The organism is Tahibacter harae (genome assembly GCF_024437735.1).
In the GTDB taxonomy this organism is placed as follows: domain Bacteria; phylum Pseudomonadota; class Gammaproteobacteria; order Xanthomonadales; family Rhodanobacteraceae; genus Tahibacter; species Tahibacter harae.
Genome location: NZ_JANFQO010000005.1, coordinates 45,201 through 61,403 on the forward strand (window position 1 = coordinate 45,201; position 16,203 = coordinate 61,403).

14 protein-coding genes are annotated in these 16,203 nt (G+C 69.2%); all 14 read left to right on the top strand.

The window, feature by feature from the left end; genetic code table 11:
- Nucleotides 1-29: 29 nt before the first annotated feature.
- The 14 genes from rsmH (at nucleotide 30) to lpxC (ending at nucleotide 16,183) form a co-directional block, all read left to right on the top strand.
- Nucleotides 30-965, top strand: coding sequence for a 16S rRNA (cytosine(1402)-N(4))-methyltransferase RsmH (rsmH, locus tag NM961_RS06625; RefSeq protein ID WP_255913137.1), 936 nt, complete (start codon nucleotides 30-32; stop codon nucleotides 963-965).
- Nucleotides 962-1,234 carry a cell division protein FtsL gene (gene ftsL / locus NM961_RS06630; RefSeq protein WP_305119065.1) on the top strand — a complete coding sequence of 91 codons (273 nt, stop codon included), beginning with the start codon at nucleotides 962-964 and terminating at the stop codon, nucleotides 1,232-1,234. Before rsmH ends, ftsL begins: the two co-directional genes overlap by 4 nt.
- The gene (locus NM961_RS06635) at nucleotides 1,234-3,075 is read left to right on the top strand and encodes a peptidoglycan D,D-transpeptidase FtsI family protein (RefSeq protein WP_439334199.1); all 1,842 of its coding nucleotides are present in this window, start codon (nucleotides 1,234-1,236) and stop codon (nucleotides 3,073-3,075) included. The genes ftsL and NM961_RS06635 overlap by 1 nt, the downstream gene beginning before the upstream one ends.
- Entirely contained in the window at nucleotides 3,072-4,535 is a 1,464-nt protein-coding gene (locus tag NM961_RS06640) for a UDP-N-acetylmuramoyl-L-alanyl-D-glutamate--2,6-diaminopimelate ligase (RefSeq protein ID WP_255913138.1), read from the top strand. The genes NM961_RS06635 and NM961_RS06640 overlap by 4 nt, the downstream gene beginning before the upstream one ends.
- Nucleotides 4,529-5,890, top strand: coding sequence for a UDP-N-acetylmuramoyl-tripeptide--D-alanyl-D-alanine ligase (locus tag NM961_RS06645; RefSeq protein WP_255913139.1), 1,362 nt, complete (start codon nucleotides 4,529-4,531; stop codon nucleotides 5,888-5,890). The genes NM961_RS06640 and NM961_RS06645 overlap by 7 nt, the downstream gene beginning before the upstream one ends.
- Entirely contained in the window at nucleotides 5,880-6,965 is a 1,086-nt protein-coding gene (gene mraY, locus NM961_RS06650; RefSeq protein ID WP_255913140.1) for a phospho-N-acetylmuramoyl-pentapeptide-transferase, read from the top strand. The genes NM961_RS06645 and mraY overlap by 11 nt, the downstream gene beginning before the upstream one ends.
- Nucleotides 6,965-8,155, top strand: a complete 1,191-nt coding sequence (gene ftsW, locus NM961_RS06655) for a putative lipid II flippase FtsW (protein WP_255913141.1) — start codon at nucleotides 6,965-6,967, stop codon at nucleotides 8,153-8,155. Before mraY ends, ftsW begins: the two co-directional genes overlap by 1 nt.
- Complete coding sequence (gene murG / locus NM961_RS06660; RefSeq protein WP_255913142.1) at nucleotides 8,152-9,234, top strand: undecaprenyldiphospho-muramoylpentapeptide beta-N-acetylglucosaminyltransferase; 1,083 nt, start codon at nucleotides 8,152-8,154, stop codon at nucleotides 9,232-9,234. Before ftsW ends, murG begins: the two co-directional genes overlap by 4 nt.
- On the top strand, nucleotides 9,231-10,673 hold the full coding sequence (gene murC, locus NM961_RS06665; protein WP_255913143.1) for a UDP-N-acetylmuramate--L-alanine ligase: 1,443 nt from the start codon (nucleotides 9,231-9,233) through the stop codon (nucleotides 10,671-10,673). The genes murG and murC overlap by 4 nt, the downstream gene beginning before the upstream one ends.
- Entirely contained in the window at nucleotides 10,673-11,605 is a 933-nt protein-coding gene (locus NM961_RS06670) for a D-alanine--D-alanine ligase (RefSeq protein WP_305119066.1), read from the top strand. The genes murC and NM961_RS06670 overlap by 1 nt, the downstream gene beginning before the upstream one ends.
- Nucleotides 11,602-12,372, top strand: a complete 771-nt coding sequence (locus tag NM961_RS06675; RefSeq protein ID WP_255913144.1) for a cell division protein FtsQ/DivIB — start codon at nucleotides 11,602-11,604, stop codon at nucleotides 12,370-12,372. The genes NM961_RS06670 and NM961_RS06675 overlap by 4 nt, the downstream gene beginning before the upstream one ends.
- Complete coding sequence (gene ftsA, locus NM961_RS06680) at nucleotides 12,369-13,604, top strand: cell division protein FtsA (protein ID WP_255913145.1); 1,236 nt, start codon at nucleotides 12,369-12,371, stop codon at nucleotides 13,602-13,604. Before NM961_RS06675 ends, ftsA begins: the two co-directional genes overlap by 4 nt.
- 169 nt (nucleotides 13,605-13,773) lie before the next feature.
- The gene (ftsZ, locus tag NM961_RS06685; protein ID WP_255913146.1) at nucleotides 13,774-14,949 is read left to right on the top strand and encodes a cell division protein FtsZ; all 1,176 of its coding nucleotides are present in this window, start codon (nucleotides 13,774-13,776) and stop codon (nucleotides 14,947-14,949) included.
- Between the two features lie 322 nt (nucleotides 14,950-15,271).
- A complete protein-coding gene (lpxC, locus tag NM961_RS06690) occupies nucleotides 15,272-16,183 on the top strand; it encodes a UDP-3-O-acyl-N-acetylglucosamine deacetylase (protein WP_255913147.1) in 912 nt (303 codons plus the stop codon).
- Nucleotides 16,184-16,203: the final 20 nt, after the last annotated feature.

The window sequence follows — 16,203 nt, forward strand, 5'->3', positions numbered from 1 at the left end:
TTTTCTGGAAAGGACCGGGGTGGAGCAGGGTGAAGCAGGACACGCTCAAGCACGTCCCGGTCATGTTGGCGGAAGCGGTGGACGCGCTTGCCGTGAAGCCGGGCGGCGTCTACGTCGATGGCACCTTCGGCCGCGGCGGTCATGCGCGCGAAGTGCTGAAACGGCTGGGTGCCGGGGGGCGCCTGTTGTTGCTGGACCGTGATCCGCAGGCCGTTGCCATGGCCCGCGCCGAATTCGGTCAGGACCCGCGTGTACAGGTGAGACACGGCAGCTTCGCCGGACTTGCCGAATGGGACGCGACGGAGGATGGGGTGGACGGTGTGTTGCTCGATATCGGTGTGTCGTCGCCGCAGCTGGACGATCCGCAACGCGGGTTCAGCTTCCAGGCCGACGCCCCGCTCGACATGCGCATGGATACCAGCCAGGGCGAGAGCGCAGCGGACTACCTGGCCCGCGCCGCCGAGCAGGACATCGCCGACGCACTTTATGAGTACGGCGAGGAGCGCAACAGCCGCCGCATCGCGCGCTGGATCGTAGAGCGCCGTGCCGACAATCCCATCCGCACCACGGCCGAGCTGGCCGAACTCTGCGCCCGCGCCAATCCCAAGCGCGAACCGGGCAAGCACCCGGCCACGCGCACCTTCCAGGCCCTGCGCATCGTGGTGAACGGCGAGCTGGACGCGCTGCAGCGCGGCCTGGAGGGCGCGCGCCAGCGCCTGCGTCCGGGCGGCCGCCTGGCCGTGATCAGCTTCCATTCGCTGGAAGACCGCATCGTCAAGCAGTTCATACGCACTCATTCGCAGCCGCCGCCGAGCCGGCGCGGCCTGCCGCCGCCGCCGCACGCGCCGCTGACCCTGCGCGCGATCGGCTCGGCCCAGCTGCCCGGCGCCGAGGAAATCGAACGCAACCCGCGCGCCCGCAGCGCCGTGCTGCGCGTGGCCGAGCGCCTGGAGGCCGCGCCATGAAGCGTGTGGGCTTCGTACTGTTCACCCTGTTGCTGCTGGCCGATATCGCCAGCGCGATCGGCGTGGTCTACCAGCGCCATGAAGGCCGCGTGCTGTTCATCGAACTGACCCGGCTGAACCGGGAGCGCGACGAAATGAATTTCGAATACGGCCGGCTGCAGCTGGAACAGTCGACCTGGGCCGAACCCAACCGCATCGAGCAGGTCGCCCGCGGCCAGCTCGGCATGGGCGCGGCGGATCCGGCCGACATCGTGATCATCCGCCGCTGATGTCCCTGTCCAACCGCCCGCGCGAATTCAGCGACAACGCCGTGCGCAACAGCACCGCGGCCGGCCTGCGCGCGGCCACGCGGCCGCGGCCTGTGAACCTCAAGGCGCGCCTGTCGGCCGTGCTGATGCTGCTGACCCTGGCCGGCACCGGCCTGGTCGTGCGCGCGGTCGATCTGCAGGTGGTGCGCAAGGAGTTCTACCAGGAGCAGGGCGACGCACGCTATCTGCGCGAAGTGCCGATCCCGGTTTCGCGCGGCACCATCCTGGACCGCAACGGCGAGCCGCTGGCCGTGTCCACGCCGGTGGTGTCGATCTGGGCAAACCCGCAGGAGCTGCTGCAGCACGGCGGGCGCGTGTCCGAGCTGGCCGAGGCGCTGGGCATGGACGAGACCGTGCTCAAGGCCAAGCTGGAGCAGCGCGCGGACAAGGAATTCCTGTACCTCAAGCGTCATCTCAACCCCGACGACGCCAAGCAGATCCTGGACCGCAAGATTCCCGGCGTCAGCTCGCAGCGCGAATTCCGCCGCTATTACCCCAGCGGCGAAGTCATGGCGCACGTGCTGGGCTTCACCAATATCGACGATCGCGGCCAGGAAGGCCTGGAGCTGGCCTTCGACGAATGGCTGGCCGGCAAGCCCGGCGCCAAGCGCGTGATCCGCGACCGCCTGGGCCATGTGGTCGAGGACGTGGAACTGCTGCGCGAGCCGCAGCCCGGCCGCGAGCTGACCTTGTCCATAGACCGGCGCATCCAGTACCTGGCCTATCGCCAGCTCAAGCGCACCCTGCTGGAGCATTCGGCGACCTCGGGCTCCATCGTCGTGCTGGATGCGCGCAACGGCGAGATCCTGGCCACGGTCAACCAGCCTTCCTACAACCCCAACGCGGTCAACAACGGCGAAACCGCCAGCCGGCGCAACCGCGCTCTGACCGACGTGGTCGAGCCCGGCTCCACCATGAAAGCCTTCACCGTGGCCGCGGCGCTGGAAAGCGGCAAGTGGAAGCCGAACACGCCCATCGACACCTCGCCCGGCAGCATGCCGCTGGCCGGCCACATCATCCGCGACACCAGCAACAAGGGCCTGCTCGACGTCACCGGCGTGCTGACCCGCTCCAGCAACGTGGGCGCGGCCAAGATTGCGCTGACCCTGTCCAACGAACACCTTTATGACGTGTTCAAGCGCTTCGGCTTCGGCGAGAGCACCGGCAGCGGCTTTCCCGGCGAGGCGCCCGGCGTGCTGCCGGCGTACAAGAGCTGGGGCGTGGTGGAAAAAGCGACGCTGTCCTACGGCTACGGCCTGAACGTCACGCCCATGCAGCTCGCCCAGGCCTATGCCGTGCTGGCCGACAACGGCCGCCTGCGCGCGCCGACCTTCGTCAAGGGCGCGCAGAACCCGGATACCGCGGTGCTGGACCCGAATATCGCCCGCACCATCGTCACCATGCTGGAAACGGTGATCACGCCGCGCGGCACCGGCCTGCGCGCGGCGGTGCGCAACTACCGCGTCGCCGGCAAGAGCGGCACCTCGCGCCGCGCCGTCGCCGGCGGCTACGAGAGCCGCTATATCTCCACCTTCGCCGGACTGGCCCCGGCCAGCAATCCGCGCCTGGTCGTGGTGGTGGTGATCCACGATCCGCAGGGCGCCTATACCGGCGGCATCGTCGCCGGCCCGGCCTTCAGCCGGGTCATGGACGGCGCGCTGCGCCTGCTCGACATTCCGCCGGACAATGTGGAGAAGTGGTACTCCGACGGCAGCGGCAACTGGGCGCCGGTAGAGGCCGGCGACGCCGCGCCCGACTACGCGCCCGGCGCGACCAGCTTCGAGGAGGGCGTGCCCGAATGAGCATGACCCTGGACGAACTGATCGGCCCCGCCGCCGGCGCACACGGCGCGATCCGCGTGGACGGGTTGAGCCTGGACTCGCGCGCGATCCGTTCCGGCGATGCCTTCGTCGCCCTGCGCGGCACCACCGCGCACGGCATCACCTTTGCCCCGGCGGCGTTGGCGCGGGGTGCTTCGGTCGTATTGGCCGAATCCCCCGCGCCGCCCGCTTTTGATCCGGTCGCGCCGGTGGTCTGGCTGGACGGCCTGCGCGCCCAGGCCGGCCATATCGCCGCGCGCTTCCACGGTGAGCCCTCGCGCCAGCTGCGCGTGCTCGGCGTCACCGGCACCAACGGCAAGACGTCGACGGTGCAGCTGCTGACCCAGGCGCTGGAACTGCTCGGCCACCGCGCCGCGAGCATAGGCACGCTGGGCGCCGGCCTGCACGGCCATATCCAGGCCGGCGAGCGCACCACGCCGGACGCGATCCAGCTGCAGGCGCTGCTGGCGCAGTTCCGCGATGCCGGCGCCGACCATGTCGCGATGGAGGTGTCCTCGCATGCGCTGGAGCAGGGCCGCGTCAACGCGGTGGATTTCAGCCTGGCCCTGTTCACCAATCTGACCCGCGATCACCTGGACTACCACGGCACCATGCAGGCCTACGGCGCTGCCAAGGCGCGCCTGTTCGCCTGGCCGGGCCTGGCCCACGCCATCATCAATGTGGATGACGCATTCGGCCGCGAACTCGCCGCGCAGCTGCCCAACCGCGTCAGCCTGCTGCGCACTGGCGCGGAAAGCGCCGATGCGGACGTGCGCGCCAGCGGCATCGTGCTGGACGAGCGCGGTGTCTCCTTCACCCTGCACACGCCCTGGGGTACGGCGCGACTGCAATCGCCGCTGCTGGGGCGTTTCAACGTGGCCAACCTGCTCGGCGTGATCGCGGCGCTGGGCGCGCTGGGTTTCGATTTCGATGCCGTCGTCGCCGCGGCCGCGCAGCTGCAGCCGGTGGCCGGGCGCATGAATCGCCTGGGCGCCGCCGGCCAGCCGCTGGTCGTGGTCGATTACGCGCATACGCCGGACGCGCTGGAGCAGGCCCTGGGCACGTTGCGCACGCATGCGCGCGGCCGCCTGATCTGCGTATTCGGCTGCGGTGGCGAGCGCGACGCGGGCAAGCGGCCGCAGATGGGCGCGATCGCCGAACGCCTGGCCGATGTCGCCATCGTCACCGACGACAATCCGCGCCGTGAAGACGCAGACGCCATCGTCGCCGCCATCGTCGCGGGCTTTGCCGACGCGGCCCGCGCCCGCGTCGAGCGCGACCGCGCCAAGGCCATTGCCCTGGCCATCGCCGAGGCCCGCCCGGGCGATATCGTGCTGATCGCCGGCAAGGGCCATGAGCCCTACCAGGAAGTCGGCGCGCAGAAATTCCCGTTCGACGACACTGCCGTGGCGCGCCGGGTGCTGGAGGCGCAGCCATGCTGAACCTCGCCCTGAGCGAAATCGCCACGATCACCGCGGGCCGCCTGCTCGGCGCCGATGCGCACATCAACGGCGTGGCCGTGGATACGCGCAAGCTGCAGCCCGGCGACCTGTTCGTCGCGTTCAAGGGCGAGCGCGTGGACGGCCACGATCTGCTCGATGCGGCCCAGGCCGCCGGCGCCGTCGCGGCGCTGGTCACGCATCCGGTCGATGCCAGCCTGGCGCAGATCCTGGTCGCCGATACCGAGCGCGCGCTGGGCGATCTGGCCGCCGCGGTGCGGGCGCAGTGTGCGGTGCGGGTGGTCGGCATCACCGGCTCCAACGGCAAGACCACGGTCAAGACCCTGACCGCGTCGATACTTTCGCGCCACGGCGCCACGCACTGGAACGCGGGCAATCTCAATAACGAGATCGGCCTGCCGCTGACCCTGCTCGCCATGCCGGCGGACACCGCGTTCGCGGTGCTGGAGATGGGCGCGGGCAAGCCGGGCGACATCGCCTATCTGGCGGCGATCGCGCGGCCCGAGGTCGGCCTGGTCAACAACATCGCACCGGCGCACCTGGAGCGCATGCTGTCGCTGGACGGCATAGCCCGCACCAAGGGCGCGCTGTACGAGGCGCTGCCGCCGCACGGCGTAGCCGTGATTAACGACGAAGAACCGTTCGCCGCACTGTTTACAGGGCTGGCCGGGGCGCGGCGACTGCTGCGCTTCGGCTTTTCTGCTTCCGCCGAGGTGCGCGCCGAGGCGCTGCAGCTGGGCGAAACCTCGCGCTTCCGCCTGCATACGCCGGCCGGCAGTCGCGATGTCGAACTGGCGTTGCCAGGCCGCCACAACGTCTCCAATGCGCTGGCCGCGGCGGCGCTGGCGACCGCGCTGGACGTGCCGCTGGATACCATCCGCGCCGGCCTGGAACAGGCGCCGCGCGTGGCCGGCCGGCTCGACCGCCGCGACAGCGGCCGCGGCTGGAGCCTGATCGACGACAGCTACAACGCTAATCCCGGCTCGGCCGCGGCGGCGATAGACACGCTGGTGCTGCAGCCGGGCGAGCCCTGGCTGGTGCTGGGCGACATGAAGGAACTGGGCCCCGAAGCCGCCGCGCTGCACGCGCGCATAGGCGCACATGCCCGCGCCCAGGGCGTGCAGCGCCTGTACGCGACGGGCCCGCTCAGCCGCGCCGCCGCCGACGCCTTCGGCGCCGGCGCGCTGCATTTTCCACAACAACCGGAATTGATCGCCCGCCTGCGGCAGGATCTGCACGCTGGCGTCTGCTGCCTGGTCAAGGGTTCGCGTTCGTCCGCGATGGATCGCGTGGTCGCGGCGCTGCTGGGGACCGAGGGGGACTCGCATGCTGCTTGAACTGGCCCAATGGCTGACGCCCTACGTCAGCGCCTTCCACGTCGTCCAGTACCTGACTTTCCGCGCCATCATGGCCACGCTGACCGCGCTGGCCGTGTCGCTGCTGGTGGGGCCAGGCATGATCCGCCGCCTCGCCGCGCTCAAGGCCGGCCAGGTGATCCGCCAGGACGGCCCGCAGTCGCATCTGTCCAAGGCCGGTACGCCGACCATGGGCGGCGCGCTGATCCTGGCGTCGATCGCCGTATCCACGGTGCTCTGGGCCGATCTGCGCAACCGCTATGTCTGGCTGGTACTGGCCGTGACCGTGGTCTTCGGCGCGATCGGCTTCTACGACGACTACAAGAAGCTGGTGCTCAAGGACAGCCGCGGCCTGGCCGCGCGCTGGAAGTATTTCTGGCAGTCCATAGGCGGCCTGGGCGCGGCGCTGTTCCTGTTCTATACCGCCGACGTGCCGGCGGCGACGGCGCTGTACCTGCCGCTGTTCAAGCAGGTTGCGCTGCCGCTGGGCGCGTTCTTCTTCGTGTTGCTGGGCTATCTCATGATCGTGGGTTTCTCCAACGCGGTGAACCTCACCGACGGACTGGACGGCCTGGCCATCATGCCCAGCGTGCTGGTCGCCTGCGCCCTGGGCGTGTTCGCCTATCTCGGCGGCAACGCGGTGTTCTCCAACTACCTGCAGATTCCCGCCGTGCCCGGCGCCGGCGAGCTGACCATCTACTGCGGCGCGCTGGCCGGCGCGGGCCTGGGCTTCCTCTGGTTCAACACCTATCCCGCGCAGGTGTTCATGGGCGATATCGGCGCGCTGGCCATCGGCGCGGCGCTGGGCCTGATCGCGGTGATCGTGCGCCAGGAAGTGGCGCTGCTCATCATGGGCGGCGTATTCGTGATGGAGACGGCCTCGGTGATGCTGCAGGTGGCCAGCTTCAAGCTCACCGGCAAGCGCCTGTTCCGCATGGCGCCCATCCATCATCACTTTGAATTGAAGGGCTGGCCCGAGCCGCGCGTGATCGTGCGCTTCTGGATCATCAGCGTGGTGCTAGTGCTGATCGGCCTGGCGACGTTGAAGGTGCGCTGATGAGCGAAGGCCAGGCCACCCGCCGCAGCGAATTGCCCGGTCGTTACGACCGCGGCCTGCTGCTGGCCGCCCTGGGCATCACCGCCCTGGGCGTCGTCATGGTGGCGTCCAGCTCCATCCCCGTGGCCGAGAACCAGCACTTCGGCCCGTTCTATTACGTTACGCGCCACCTCATCTTCGTCGCCCTGGGCGTGCTGCTGGCCATAGGCGCGATGCGGCTGGAGCTGGAGAAGGTCGAGCGCCACAGCGGCCTGCTGCTGCTGGTCGGCTTCCTGCTGCTGCTGGCGGTGTTCGTGCCCGGCCTGGGCATGCGCCGCAACGGCGCGCTGCGCTGGCTGAATTTCGGCATCACCGGCCTGCAGCCGGTGGAAGCGTTCAAATTGCTGCTGATCGCCTATCTGGCCAGCTATCTGGTGCGCCACCGCGAGAGTGTGCAGCGCAATTTCTTCGGTGTGATCAAGCCCATCTGCGTGGCCGGCGTGGGCGTGGTGCTGCTGCTGGCGCAGCCGGATTTCGGCTCGGCCGCGCTGGTCGCGGCGACCACGGTGGGGCTGATCTGGCTGGGCGGCGCGCGCCTGCGCAATCTGGTCTTTCTCGGCCTGCCGGTGATGCCGGTGATGGCCTATGCGGCGATCTACGCGGAATACCGTATCAAGCGCCTGACCTCGTTCCGCGATCCTTTCCTCGATCCCTTCGGCGACGGCTACCAGCTGTCGCAGGCGCTGATCGCGGTCGGCCGCGGCGAGTGGTTCGGCGTGGGCCTGGGCGGCTCGGTGCAGAAGCTGTTCTACCTGCCCGAGGCGCATACCGACTTCATCCTCGCCGTGCTGGCCGAGGAACTCGGCCTTTTCGGCGTGCTGCTGGTGCTGGCCCTGTTCGCCTGGCTGTGCGGCCGCGGCCTGCTGCTGGGTGCGCGCGCGATCCAGCGCGGCCTGTATTTCCAGGGCTATGTCGCGTTCGGCATCTCGCTGTGCATCGCGCTGCAGGCCATCGTCTCCATCGGCGTGAACCTGGGCGTGCTGCCGACCAAGGGCCTGACCCTGCCGCTGATCAGTTCGGGCGGCTCTTCCGTGCTGATGACCTGCGTCATGATCGGCGTGCTGCTGCGGGTGAGCTACGAGCTGTCGCGCGAAGAGGCGCAGAGCGCCGAAAGCACCCAGCAGCGCCTGCAGAGCGGGGTGTGGGCATGAGCGCGGCCGCACCCGTGCTGATCATGGCCGGCGGCACCGGCGGACATATCTTTCCCGGCATCGCGGTGGCCGAGGAGCTGCGCGCGCGCGGCGTGCCTGTGCTGTGGATGGGCGCGGCCGGCGGCCTGGAAACCGAACTGGTGCCCAAGGCCGGCATCGCCATCGAAACCCTGGATATCGGCGGCGTGCGCGGCAAGGGCCTGGGCACCCTGCTGCGCGCGCCGCTGCGCCTGCTGCGCGCAGTGCTCGCGGCGCGCCGCGTGCTGCGCCGCGTGCGGCCGCGCAGTGTGCTGTCGCTGGGCGGCTTTGCCGCCGGTCCCGGCGGCATCGCCGCATGGCTGGGCGGGCTGCCGCTGATCGTGCACGAGCAGAACCGCGTGCCGGGCACCACCAACCGCGCCCTGGCGAAAGTCGCGCGCCGCGTGCTGGCCGGCTTCGCCGATGCGTTCGCGCCGGCAGTGAAAGCGCTGTGGGTGGGCAACCCGGTGCGCGCCAGCATTGCGGCGATCGCGCCGCCGGCGCAGCGCCTGGCCGGCCGCTCCGGTGCGCCGCGGTTGCTGGTGCTCGGCGGCAGCCTCGGCGCGCAGGCGCTGAATACGCGCATTCCCGCGGCCGTGGCCGCGCTGCCGGCGCCGCGCCGGCCGCAGTTGCGCCACCAGTGCGGCCCGCGCCACGCCCAGGCCGCGCGCGAGGCCTACGCCGCCGCCGGCGTGGAAGCCAGCGTGGAACCCTTCATCGAGGACATGGCCGCGGCGTATGCCTGGGCCGATCTCATCGTTTGCCGCGCCGGTGCGCTGACCCTGGCCGAAGTCGCCGCCGCCGGCTGCGGCGCGGTGCTGGTGCCGTTCCCGCACGCGGTCGATGACCACCAGACGCGCAACGCCGAAGCCTTCGTCGCCGCCGGCGCCGCGCTGTGCATCGCCGAGAGCGCCGCCACGCCGCAGCGCCTGCAACAGGAACTGGACACCTTGCTTTCCGATCCCGCGCGCCTGCTCGCCATGGCGCAAGCCGCCCGCGGCCTGGCCCGGCCCGATGCGGCGCAGGCCATCGCCGACCACTGCCTGGAGGCCGCCGCATGACGCCGCGCCGTCTCGCTCCCCAGGACGACATCACCCATGCGCTGCGCCGCGTGCACTTCGTCGGCATCGGCGGCGTGGGCATGAGCGGCATCGCCGAAGTGCTGCACAACCTCGGCTACGAGGTTTCCGGCTCGGACAAGGCCGACTCCGCGACCACGCGCCGCCTGAGCCAGCTCGGCATCCGCGTGGACCGCGGCCATGCGGCGGAAAACGTCGCCGCGGCCGACGCCATCGTCGTGTCCAGCGCGATCCGGCCCGACAATCCGGAGCTGCTGGCCGCGCGCGCGCGCCGCATCCCGGTGGTGCCGCGCGCGGAGATGCTGGGCGAGCTGATGCGCTTCCGCCGCGGCATCGCCGTGGCCGGCACCCACGGCAAGACCACCACCACCAGCCTGGTCGCCAGCGTGCTCGCCGAAGCCGGCTTGGATCCCACCTTCGTCATCGGCGGCCAGCTCACCGCCGCCGGCGCGAATGCGCGCCTGGGCACCGGCGAATACCTGGTGGCGGAAGCCGACGAATCCGACGGCTCCTTCCTGATGCTGTCGCCGATGATCGCCATTGTCACCAACATCGACGCCGATCATCTGGAGAACTACGAAGGCGATTTCGGCAAGGTGAAAAAGGCCTTCGCCGATTTCCTGCACCGCCTGCCGTTCTATGGCCTGGCCGTGCTGTGCATGGACGATGCGGAAGTGGCCGAGCTGGCGCGCGAGACCGCGCGCAGCACACTCACCTACGGCATTGCCAGCAGCGAGGCCGACGTGCGCGCGCTCAACGTGCGCCAGCAGGGCGGGCAGATGCTGTTCGATCTGGTGCTGCCCGGTGCGGGCGCGCCGCTGCCGGTCACGCTGAACCTGCCGGGGCGCCACAACGTATTGAATGCGCTGGCCGCCTCGGCGGTGGCTTGGCAGCTGGGCGTGGAAGCCGATGCGATCCAGCGTGCGCTGTCGCAGTTCCAGGGCGTGGGCCGGCGCTTCCAGTCGCGCGGCGAGCTGGCCCTGGACAGCGGCCAGATCAGCCTGGTCGACGACTACGGCCACCATCCCAGCGAACTGGCCGCCGTATTCGCCGCCGCGCGTGGCGGCTGGCCGGAGCGGCGCCTGGTCGTGGCCTTCCAGCCGCACCGCTACTCGCGCACGCGCGACCTGCTCGACGATTTCGCCAAGGTGCTGAGCGAAGTCGATGTGCTGGTGCTGACCGAGGTCTATCCCGCCGGCGAAGCGCCCATCGCCAATGCCGACGCGCGCGCCCTGGCGCGGGCGCTGCGCGCGCGCGGCAAGGTCGATCCGGTGCTGGTGGAGCACCCGCGCGAACTCAAGGACGTTTTTCCCGCGCTGCTGCGCGACCGCGACCTGGTGCTGCTGATGGGGGCCGGCGACATCGGCGCCGCCGCCAGCGAACTGGCGGCGCTGGGCCATCTGAGGACAAAGGCAGGTTGATGCGCATTCACGATCCCAAACTGTTCGGCCGCGTGGCCGTGGCCCTGGGCGGCAACTCCGCCGAGCGCGAAGTGTCGCTGGATTCCGGCCGCAACGTGCTGGAAGCGCTGCGCTCGCTGGGCGTGGACGCGCATCCCGTGGACGGCATTCCCGCCCTGCTGGATGCGCTGCGCGCCGGCCACTTCGCGCGTGTGTTCAACATTCTGCACGGCCGCGGCGGCGAGGACGGCATGCTGCAGGGCGCGCTGCAGGCGCTGGGCGTGCCCTTCACCGGATCGGGCGTGCTCGGCTCGGCCCTGTCCATGGACAAGGTGCGCACCAAGGAAGTGTGGATCGCCAAGGGCCTGCCCACGCCGCGCTTCCGCGCCTATGCCAAGGGCGGCGACATCGCCGCGATCATTGCCGAACTGGGCTATCCGGTCATCGTCAAACCGTCGCACGAAGGTTCCAGCGTCGGCATCACCCGCGTCTACGGCGCGGCCGATCTGCCGGCGGCGCTGGAGCTGGCCTCGCGCTACGACGGCGAGCTGGTGATAGAGCAACTGATCGAAGGCGGCGAATTCACGGTCGGCATTCTCGACGGTGCGGCGCTGCCCAGCATCCATATCGTGCCCAAGGGCGAGTTCTACGATTACCACGCCAAGTACGTCGCCGAGGACACGCAATATCTCTGTCCCGGCCTGCAGGGCGCCGAGGAAGAAGCCCTGCGCGCGCTCGCGCTGCGCGCGTTCAACGCCGCCGGCGCCTCGGGCTGGGGCCGCGTCGATGTGATGCGCGACCGCGCCGGCAACAACTGGCTGCTGGAGGTCAATACCACGCCCGGCATGACCAGCCACTCGCTGGTGCCCAAGGCGGCGCGCGCGGTCGGCATCGAATTTCCGCAGCTGTGCTGGCGCATCCTGGAAACCAGCCTGGGGGACGAGACGCCGTGAGCGCGACCGCGATCCAGCGCCTGCTCGCCTGGGCCATTGCGCTGACCCTGGTCGCGCTGCCCGTGGTCGGCCTGCTCAACGGCTGGTACGCGGCCGACCGCTGGCCGGTGCGCCAGCTGGAGCTGCAGGCGGAGTTCGCCAATGTCAGCGCCGAGCAGATCCGCGCCGCGGCCGCGCCGGCCATAGGCATCGGCTTTTTCGCGGTGGATCTTGCGGGAGTGCAGAAGAGCGTGGCGCAGCTGCCCTGGGTGGAAAAGGTCGAGGCGCGCAAGCGCTGGCCCGACACCCTGGTGCTGCGCATCTACGAGCAGCGGCCGTATGCGCACTGGGGCCGCGAGCGCCTGCTCAACCGCGACGGCCAGCTGTTCCAGGTGCCCGGCGCGCCGGAGATCCAGGGCCTGCCGCGCCTGGACGGGCCGGACGAGCGCATAGCCGAAGTGATTAATTTCCACAATGAAATCCTGGCCGAGTCCGCCGGCAGCGGCCTGAAGATCGCCGGCGTCAGCCTCAGCGCGCGCGGCAGCTGGACCGTGCACCTGGACAGCGGCGCCGACATCTTCGTCGGCAACGATCATGCGCGCGAGCGCCTGCGCCGCTTCCTGCAGCTGTACCCGCGCGTGGCCGCCAGCGGCCAGGGCGCGTTTGAATACGTGGATCTGCGCTACAGCAACGGTTTCGCGATGAAGTGGCCGGGACAGGATCCCGTGCCGCTGACCCCGCCGGCGCCGCCCGCCACTCCTGAGCACGTGCCGGTGGAAGACGCATGAATCGCAAGACGGAAAAATCCCTCATCGTCGGCCTGGACATAGGCACGTCCAAGACCGTCGCCATCGTCGGCGAATTCCAGCCGGGCGACCCGGTGGAAATCATCGGCGTGGGCTCGCACGCCTCGCGCGGGCTCAAGCGCGGCGTGGTGGTGGACATCGAATCCACGGTGCAGTCGATCCAGCGCGCGGTGGAAGAGGCCGAGCTGATGGCCGGCTGCGAGATCCGCTCGGTCTATGCCTCGATCTCCGGCAGCCACATCAAGGACGAGAACTCCCACGGCACCGCGCCCATCCGCGACAAGGAGGTCACTCAGGCCGACCTCGACGCCGTACTCAACGCGGCCAGCGCCCTGGCCATCCCGGGCGACCGCTGGGTGCTCTACAAGGAGCCGCAGGAATACCTGATCGACGGCCAGGAAGGCATACGCCATCCGGTCGGCATGTCCGGCGTGCGCCTGGAAGCCAACGTGCACCTGGTCACCGGCGCGGCCAGCGCGGCGCAGAACATCATGAAGTGCATACAGCGCTGCGGCCTCAGTGTGGACGAACTGGTGCCCTCGGCGGTGGCCTCGGCCCGTGCCGTGCTGACCCAGGACGAGCGCGAGCTGGGCGTGTGCCTGGTCGACATCGGTGCCGGCACCACCGACCTGTCCATCTATACCCAGGGCGCGATCCGCCACACTGCGGCGCTGCCGATCGGCGGCGACCAGGTCACCAACGATATCGCCCAGTTCGTGCGCACGCCGACGGCGAACGCGGAGGAAATCAAGATCCGCTACGCCTGCGCCCTGGCCCAGCTGGCCACGGCCGAGGAAACCATACAGGTGCCCAGCGTCGGCGACCGCCCGCCGCGGCGCCTGGCGCGGCAGACCCTGGCCGAGGCGGTGCAGCCGCGCTACGAGGAAATCTTCGAGATGGTGCAGGCCGAACTGCGCCGTTCCGGCCTGGAGGAACTCACCCGCGCCGGCATCGTGCTGACCGGCGGCGGCGCCAAGATGGAAGGTGTGGTGGAACTGGCCGAGGAGCTGTTCCACATGCCGGTGCGCCTGGGCGTGCCGCAGCACGTCAGCGGGCTTTCCGACGTGGTCTCCAACCAGATCCATGCCAGTGGCGTGGGCCTGCTGCTGTACGGCGCCGGCCGCGAAGCCGTGCGCCGCCCGGCCGCGGCCGGCGTGGCCCGGGTCGGTGGGCTGTGGGACAAGGTCATGCACTGGTTCAAGGGGAATTTCTGAGATTTCCACGCCGGCGTCCGCGCCGGTGCGCGATACCCGCGGCAGGACGCCGCGGTGCGGGGCGAAAGGCCCCGCGAGCGGAGAACGCGCCTGTTCTCCGCGCGGCCGGCGGATCAGGCGGATGCGCGCGGTCTACACATAGCAATTCATAAAACGGAGGATGGGAGTCATGTTCGAATTCGTGGAGAAGATGGCACCGAATGCGGTGATCAAGGTCATCGGTGTGGGCGGCGGCGGCGGCAACGCGGTGGCCCACATGGTGCAACAGCATGTGGAAGGCGTGGACTTCGTCTGCGCCAATACCGACGCCCAGGCGATCAAGAACTCGGGCGCCAAGTTCAGCCTGCAGCTGGGCAGCAATGTCACCAAGGGGCTGGGCGCGGGCGCCAACCCCGAGGTCGGCCGCCAGGCCGCGCTGGAAGACCGCGAGCGCATCGTCGAGATGCTGCAGGGTGCCGACATGGTGTTCATCACCGCCGGCATGGGCGGCGGCACCGGCACCGGCGCAGCGCCGGTGGTGGCGCAGCTGGCCAAGGAGCTGGGCATCCTGACCGTCGCCGTGGTGACCAAGCCTTTCCCCTTCGAGGGCCGCCGCCGCATGCAGGTCGCGCTCAAGGGCATCGAGGACCTGGGCCAGCACGTGGATTCGCTGATCACGGTGCCGAATGAAAAGCTGCTCACCGTGCTGGGCCGCGACGTGACCCTGCTGAGCGCGTTCAAGCAGGCCAATGACGTGCTGCTGGGCGCGGTGCAGGGCATCGCCGACCTGATCACCCGTCCGGGCCTGATCAACGTCGACTTCGCCGATGTGCGCACAGTGATGTCCGAAATGGGCATGGCCATGATGGGCACGGGTTCGGCCAAGGGCGACGACCGCGCCGTGGCCGCGGCGGAAGCCGCGATCAACAATCCACTGCTGGAAGACGTCAACCTGGCCGGCGCCTGCGGCATCCTGGTCAACGTCACCGCCGGTCCCAACCTGACCATGCGCGAGTTCGACGAGATCGGACAGGTCATCCACGGCTTTGCCAGCGAGGATGCGACCGTCGTGATCGGCACGGCGCTGGATACCGAGCTGCAGGACGAGGTGCGCGTAACCGTGGTCGCCACCGGCCTCAATCGCATGGCCGCGCGCCAGCCGGGCACCTCGCGCCGCGACGAACCGCGTCCGCGCCTGGTTCTGCGCACCGGCACCGGCAACGAAGTGGTGGACTACGCCCAGCCGGCGGTGCGCGTGGCCGGCCCGGCCGCGCGCCAGGTTGCCATGAGCGAGGCGGCCAGCGCGGCGGAGCCGGCCATGGACTACCTGGACATCCCCGCGTTCCTGCGGCGCCAGGCGGACTGAGCACGCGCGGGCCCCGCGCCCGCGCCGCATTCCCATCGCCCCGCGGCGCAAGCCGCGGCCGATGGCGTGCCGCCGCGTAGGGGATTTGCGCAATCCAGCGTCAAAGACAGGTGACGACAGGCGCCGTCATCCGTCATGCTACGTCCTCCAGAAGGCGGTATGCCGACGGCATGCCGCCTTTTTTTCGCCCGATTCCAGCGTTATTGTTGTATTAACACAACAGAATGTGGGCCGGGCGCGTCGTTTTGCTTTTCTGTCATAAAGCCCTGTGCTAGCATCCGGACCGTTTTGTTGGCTCCTGCCCCAGGGGACAAAAAAAGAAATGATCAAACAACGCACGCTGAAGAACGTCATTCGGGCGACAGGCGTCGGCATCCACACCGGCGAAAAGGTCTACATGACCCTGCGTCCGGCGGCGGTGGACACCGGCATCGTCTTCCGCCGGGTGGATCTGAATCCGCCGGTGGAGATCCATGCCCGCGCGGAAAATGTCGGCGATACCAGTCTTTCCAGCACGCTTACCAAGGGAACGATCCGCGTATCGACAGTCGAACATCTGCTGTCGGCGATGGCGGGTCTGGGCATAGACAACGCCTATGTCGATCTGTCGGCCTCGGAAGTGCCGATCATGGACGGCAGCGCCGGTCCCTTCGTGTTTCTGCTGCAGTCCGCGGGCATAGAAGAACAGCCCAAGGCCAAGCGCTTCATCCGCATCAAGAAGCCCCTGACCATCCAGGAAGGCGACAAATGGGCCCGTTTCGAGCCCTTCGACGGCTTCAAGGTCGGCTTCTCCATCGATTTCAACCACCCCATCTTCACCGCGCAGACCTCGCGGGCGGAGATCGACTTCTCCACCACGTCCTTCGTGAAGGAAGTCTCGCGCGCGCGCACCTTCGGTTTCATGCGTGATATCGAAATGCTGCGCGAGCGCAATCTCGTGCTGGGTGGATCCATGGACAACGCGATCGTCCTCGACGACTATCGCGTCCTCAACGAAGATGGTCTGCGCTACGAGGACGAATTCGTCAAACACAAGATCCTCGACGCAATCGGCGACCTGTACCTGCTGGGACACAGCCTCATCGGCGCGTTCTACGGGCACAAGTCCGGCCATCAGTTGAACAATCAGCTGTTGCGCAACCTGCTGGCGGATACCAGCGCGTGGGAAGAGGTCTGCTTCGACGACCCGGCCACGGCACCGATTTCCTACGCCCACCCTGCCCAGGCGATGTAGGAAAGCTTTACTCTGCGGCC

Excerpts from the sequence above, each read along its gene's own strand:
- ftsL (WP_305119065.1), top strand. The coding sequence starts at position 962 with ATGAAGCGTGTGGGCTTCGTACTGTTCACCCTGTTGCTGCTGGCCGAT.
- NM961_RS06635 (WP_439334199.1), top strand. The coding sequence starts at position 1,234 with ATGTCCCTGTCCAACCGCCCGCGCGAATTCAGCGACAACGCCGTGCGC.
- NM961_RS06640 (WP_255913138.1), top strand. The coding sequence starts at position 3,072 with ATGAGCATGACCCTGGACGAACTGATCGGCCCCGCCGCCGGCGCACAC.
- NM961_RS06645 (WP_255913139.1), top strand. The coding sequence starts at position 4,529 with ATGCTGAACCTCGCCCTGAGCGAAATCGCCACGATCACCGCGGGCCGC.
- mraY (WP_255913140.1), top strand. The coding sequence starts at position 5,880 with ATGCTGCTTGAACTGGCCCAATGGCTGACGCCCTACGTCAGCGCCTTC.
- ftsW (WP_255913141.1), top strand. The coding sequence starts at position 6,965 with ATGAGCGAAGGCCAGGCCACCCGCCGCAGCGAATTGCCCGGTCGTTAC.
- murG (WP_255913142.1), top strand. The coding sequence starts at position 8,152 with ATGAGCGCGGCCGCACCCGTGCTGATCATGGCCGGCGGCACCGGCGGA.
- murC (WP_255913143.1), top strand. The coding sequence starts at position 9,231 with ATGACGCCGCGCCGTCTCGCTCCCCAGGACGACATCACCCATGCGCTG.
- NM961_RS06670 (WP_305119066.1), top strand. The coding sequence starts at position 10,673 with ATGCGCATTCACGATCCCAAACTGTTCGGCCGCGTGGCCGTGGCCCTG.
- ftsA (WP_255913145.1), top strand. The coding sequence starts at position 12,369 with ATGAATCGCAAGACGGAAAAATCCCTCATCGTCGGCCTGGACATAGGC.
- ftsZ (WP_255913146.1), top strand. The coding sequence starts at position 13,774 with ATGTTCGAATTCGTGGAGAAGATGGCACCGAATGCGGTGATCAAGGTC.
- lpxC (WP_255913147.1), top strand. The coding sequence starts at position 15,272 with ATGATCAAACAACGCACGCTGAAGAACGTCATTCGGGCGACAGGCGTC.